This window comes from Paractinoplanes rishiriensis, assembly GCF_016862375.1.
Lineage (GTDB): Bacteria > Actinomycetota > Actinomycetes > Mycobacteriales > Micromonosporaceae > Actinoplanes > Actinoplanes rishiriensis.
Genome location: NZ_BOMV01000088.1, coordinates 1 through 4,955, shown reverse-complemented (window position 1 = coordinate 4,955; position 4,955 = coordinate 1). Strand labels below are relative to the sequence as shown.

Below are 4,955 nucleotides of genomic sequence, written 5' to 3'. Positions count from 1 at the left end.
CAACGCCGTGGCCGGCTCATCAGGACCGGTGGCGCAGGGCGAGCGGGAAGGTTCCCTCGCCGACGCCGGTGAGCGTGCGAGTGTACTGCCTCAGGTAAGTGTCGAGGAACGGCGACCGGTCACCCTGGGTCGGCACGTCGAACCGCGGGTTCTCGAACGCGAGACGCAGCCGCGCGCGGGTGATCTCGATCGTGTTGCCGCTCGGGGTGTCGCGCCAGTTCCCGCTACCGATCGTCCCGATCTGCACACCCAGCTGGTGGCCCACCTCGAAGGTCCAGTCGGTGGACTTCAGGTCGAACGCCAGCCGGCCCGCTCGTTCGATCAGCGCGACGTTCTCGTCGAACATCACCGCGGTCCCGTCCGGAGCGACGTCCCACAGCCGCACCATGACGTTGCCCGGCACGCTCGCATGCAGCGTGATCCGCGGGGTCGCGGTGATCCGCAGCCGGGACTCGACCGGCGTGGACCAGCTGAAATAGCTGTGCGCGTCGCCGGCCGCCGGCATCGGCGCGAGGCGTGGACCGGCGGGCGGGGCGGGATCGGTGAAGTGTTCCATGTCCCATTGCTGGCCGGCCGGCAGGTTCAGGGTGGAGGCGATGCCGTCGTCGACGTACGTTCCGTCGGACAGGGCCGCCGTGGTCGATGAGGACGGCGTCGGCCAGGTCGGCTGGGCGCGCCACGCGCCGGTGTTGTCCTCGACGGCGTAGGCCGGGTCGTGCACCGCCGTGCGGATGCCCTTCAGGTAGCGGTCGTAGAAGCGCATGACCTCGTCGAAGAACCCGGCGCGGCCCATGAGCAGCTGGCCCTGATCGTTCGTCTCGTTGCCGCGGACGTGCTCCCACTGCCCCAGCCAGCCACGCTCGACGCCCTGGTGGTTGTCGAGGAATTCCTCCATGTCCTCGGGCTTGGTGTTGTTCTCGATGAAGCCCTGCGTGACGAAGAGCGGGGTGTTCGTGCCCCTGGCCTGGGCGGCAAGGTTGCGGGCGCGCCAGTAGGCCGAGTCCAGGTCGGGATTGTTGTTGTTCGTGAGGTTGTCGGCGAGGCACTCGGGGTGGCTCTGCTCGTACGCCGCGTTGTCCCGGTAGCGGGCGGTGTCGTCGGGCAGCGGCGCCATCGTGGCGATGCCGTTGTAGGCGTTCGGGGTGAGGGTCACATTGGGCCGCGAAACCCCGTTGCTGAACAGGTAGTTGTACATGTTCCACACCGGTTCCTGAGCCACGACGGCCTTCAACGCCGCCAGGCGCAGGTTGTTGCCGACCAGCCCGGTTACGGCGTCGTACGACTTGCCGTACATGCCCACCTTACCGGTCGACCACGGTTGAGTCGCCGCCCACTGGATCGCGGCCTTCACGTCCGCCTGCTCACCCGGGCCGACCCAGTCGAGGCAGCCGGTGCTCCCGCCGAAGCCACGCAGGTCGACCATGACATAGGTGTAGCCGCGGGCGAAGAGGCCGGTGCCGCTGGTGAAGTCGGCGAAGCGGCTGGACGGGCCGGTAATGGTCCAGCCCTCCGGTCCGGTCTGGCCCGCGTGGCTGAAGTACGAGCCGACGGCGAGGATCACCGGCGTCCTGGCGCGCGAGGGCAGGTGCGCCGGCCGCAACACATCGGCGTGCAGCTCGACGCCGCTGTTGTCGGCGGAGGGGAAGTAGGCCTCGGTCCACACCGCACCCTCCGGCACGCGGGGATTCTCCTCGTGGGTGACACCTGCCGGGGCGCCGGGCGGCGAGGCAGCGGCGGCGGTCGCCATCCCACCCACCGCGAGGGTGGCAACCGTGATCAGCGTGCCGGCGACGACTGTGGTCCGTCCGCGTAGGCTCACTCGACCTCCCAGGAATAGATCACCATCTTTCCATTCCTGACGCTAGCGTGCCGGAGTTCCTTTTTGGAGTGGACGGGGTCGACCGTTTGCCCCATTGAGCAGCGTCGATACCTTTGCCAGGATGGCGCCATGACGACGGGGCGACGGCTGTTCTCGGCACTGTCCGTAGCGGCGCTGGCGGTGGCCGGAGCCCTCGACGCCGCACCGGCGACCGCCACGCCGACCGGCGCCGATCCGGACACGCCGTGGCGCATGCGGCACTGGCCGCAGACGCAGCCGTGGCAGGTCGACGAGGCGGTCGCCCTGGGCGGCCCGGCCGGCACGCCCCAGCCGATCGACCCCCAGCGCTACGAGCTACCGGACACCATGACCTGGGCCGACTACCGGCCGGTGCCGGGCACCGACTGGGCCGACCCGGCGGTGCGCGGCTCGGAACGCACCTTCAACGGCGCCCTGGTGCTGGTCGACTACCCGAACCAGCCGTTCGTGGTCACCCAGCCGGCGAACTCCACGATCTACGGGAACCCGTCCGGCGTCCAGAATCTGGACCGTTCCGACGTGCCGGCGTTCTATCAGGACTTCCTCAACCGGCCCGGCGAGCTCAACCGGGGCCACACCATCCACGAGTACTGGATGGAGGACTCGAACGGGCGCTTCGGCATCGACTTGAGCGCGTTCGGCGTCTACCAGATGCCGCACGAGAGTCACGAGTACGGCATCGAGAACTCCATGCAGCGCGGCCTGGGCTGCCCGGGCGACGACGTGTGCGGGCGTGATCTGCGGGCCGACGCCCGCGCGGCCTGGATCGCCGCGGTCGGCGAGCAGGAGGCGGCCTCGTACGATTTCGTGTTCTTCCTCTCGGCGGGCCAGGACGAGTCGGCCGCCTGGCAGGAGTTCGGCCCGATGAAGTTCACCACTAAGGAGGACGTCAGCGAGGAGTTCGGCCCGCCGGACGAGTCACTGCCGAACTGGAACGCGACCCGCTACGTCGAGTGGACGTCCTGGCAGGCCTCGGCGAACATCTGGCCGAACGCCACCCAGGGCAGCTCACTGCAGGCGGAGAGCTCGGGCATGTCGACGTACGCGCACGAGTTCAGCCACATCCTCGGCATCGGCGACAACTACAACAACCCGTACTCCGTACCGGCGCGCCGCGACTACAGCGGGCCGTGGGAGATGCTGAGCCGCGGCACGTTCAACGGCCCCGGCGGACCGCACAGCCGGTGGCTGATTCCGGGAACCGCGGGCTCCTCGATGGGCTCACAGCACATGCTGCGCAACAAGATGAAGCTCGGCATCGTCGACGACGCCGCGGTGCTGAAGCTGTCCCGCGACGCACTCGCCCAGTCCGGCGTCGTGGTGACGCGAGTGACGGCGCGCGCGGTCGACCCCGGCGGGCGCCGGCTGGCCGGCATCAACGTGACCCTGGACGGCGGCGACCACAGCCCCTCCTGCAACCCCGCGACGGATCCGTACTGCGACGGCGGCGGGTACCACAACTACACACTCGAAGTGGTCGACCGGATGGGCTTCGACTCGTTCACCCCGGACTCCGGCGTGCTGCTGGCCAAGACGAAGAACGCGGACGCCGCGCCGTTCATCTGGACCATCGACGCCAACCCGCAGGACATCGACAAGGTCGACTTCGTGCTGCCAGACGGCACGCCGCAGAAGATGACCATCGGCGACTACCGGCAGCTCTCCGACGCGCTGTTCCACGCCGGCACCGGCTCGGGCAGCCTGTTCGAGTACGAGGACACGGCCAACCGGCTGCACTTCTACGTGCTTGACCGGCAGCGGGACCGGCACGGCGTGCTCTCGTACGAGGTCGCGGTGCGCTCACTCGACGGTTCCGGGCCGTTCGCCCGCGGTGTGCGGGCCTCGTCGGCCACCGCTCGCCCCGGGCCGTCCGGCTGGGCTCGGTGCACGATTCCGATCCGCAACACCAGCCGGGACGCCGACGTCTTCCGGATCTCGGCGCCGGGGGCAGTGCTGCCCCGGGCAGTCGTCGGGGTAGCGGGCCGTCAGCCGGCTTCGGTCGAGGTCTACGTCAAGGGTGTGCCGGCGGTGGCGGTCGAGGTCAGGTCGGAGAGCGACCCGGGCGCGACCGCCGTGACCTCCTGCACCGTGCGACCGTGACGTCCTGGTCACCTCCGAGGTCCGCCCGAGCCAGGTGCGGGCCCATGGGGAAGCGGCCTTGGCAATACGGTCGCGCGCACCGGCAATCAGAAATCAGCGAGGGGTATGTCCACTCGCCGCCATCGCGGCCCTCCTCGCCAGTCCGGGCGCGGCCACGGCCGGATACACCTGGTCCAACTGAGTGACCCTGCGGGAGCGCCCCACTGGCGCTCCCCCAGCAGGCGGCGGGCAGTCCGGGCAATCGCCGGGTCTTGCAGCGAATCGACACGTAGTAGTTCAGGTTGCTTCGGGCATCGACAACGCCATCCTCGGACCGCTGCGCGCCAAGCGCGTCGCCGTCCTCGACCGGATCACCATCGCCATGGGCCGGCAAGGCACCCGCCCGCAAGGCCTCGACACACTCGCCGACTGCACCGTGAACCAAGCCTCCGACCAGCAGACCCCCAACACACCGGCTCAGCCGAGCAGCGCTTCCGCGACCTTGTACGTGTCGTCATCGTGCTCGCTGAACCATCGCAGCGCGGCGAGAAGATACTCGATGTCGTAGTCGCCCATGCCCATCGAGCCGAGGACCGCCGGCGCCTCCTCCACGCTCAGCTCATCGATCGCGATCGGCAGCCCGGTCGCGTCGCGCAGCGCCTGCTCGCGTCGATGTTCAGGACCAGGCCGTCGACCTGCTGGCCCGGCGGCACGTAGTTCGGCTGGCATCTTTTCATCCAACTGCGAGAACGGTCGCCACGCCGTGGAATCCGAGGCGACGTTCCCGAACGGGCCGGCCTCGTTACGCAGCACCGCCGGATGGCGTCACTGCTTCGACGTGGTTGCGGTCTTCTTCGCTGATGCGCTTTAGCTCGCTGGCGGGCCCGGCGTCGACTTGACCAACTTCCTCGGGTACGTGTGGCGGAATGTCTGATCGTCGTGTTCGCGGCGGCGCTGTCGGGTCGGGCACCGGCCCGAGGCGGGGTGGGGTGGGGGCGGCACTGGCCTCATGACGGGC

At 69.3% G+C, this 4,955-nt stretch carries 3 protein-coding genes; 1 reads left to right on the top strand and 2 read right to left on the bottom strand.

The features are described from left to right. Window positions 1–19: 19 nt before the first annotated feature. Window positions 20–1,819 carry a CocE/NonD family hydrolase gene (locus Ari01nite_RS40435; protein WP_203788685.1) on the bottom strand — a complete coding sequence of 600 codons (1,800 nt, stop codon included), beginning with the start codon at window positions 1,817–1,819 and terminating at the stop codon, window positions 20–22. Between the two features lie 129 nt (window positions 1,820–1,948). On the opposite strand from Ari01nite_RS40435, the gene Ari01nite_RS40430 reads away from it, so the two are divergent. Next, window positions 1,949–3,958 (top strand): M6 family metalloprotease domain-containing protein, encoded by a 2,010-nt coding sequence (locus Ari01nite_RS40430; RefSeq protein WP_203788683.1) that lies wholly within the window; start codon window positions 1,949–1,951, stop codon window positions 3,956–3,958. 456 nt (window positions 3,959–4,414) lie between these two features. On the opposite strand, the gene Ari01nite_RS40425 is transcribed toward Ari01nite_RS40430, so the two are convergent. Beyond that, window positions 4,415–4,750, bottom strand: a complete 336-nt coding sequence (locus tag Ari01nite_RS40425) for a hypothetical protein (protein ID WP_203788680.1) — start codon at window positions 4,748–4,750, stop codon at window positions 4,415–4,417. Window positions 4,751–4,955 lie beyond the last annotated feature (205 nt).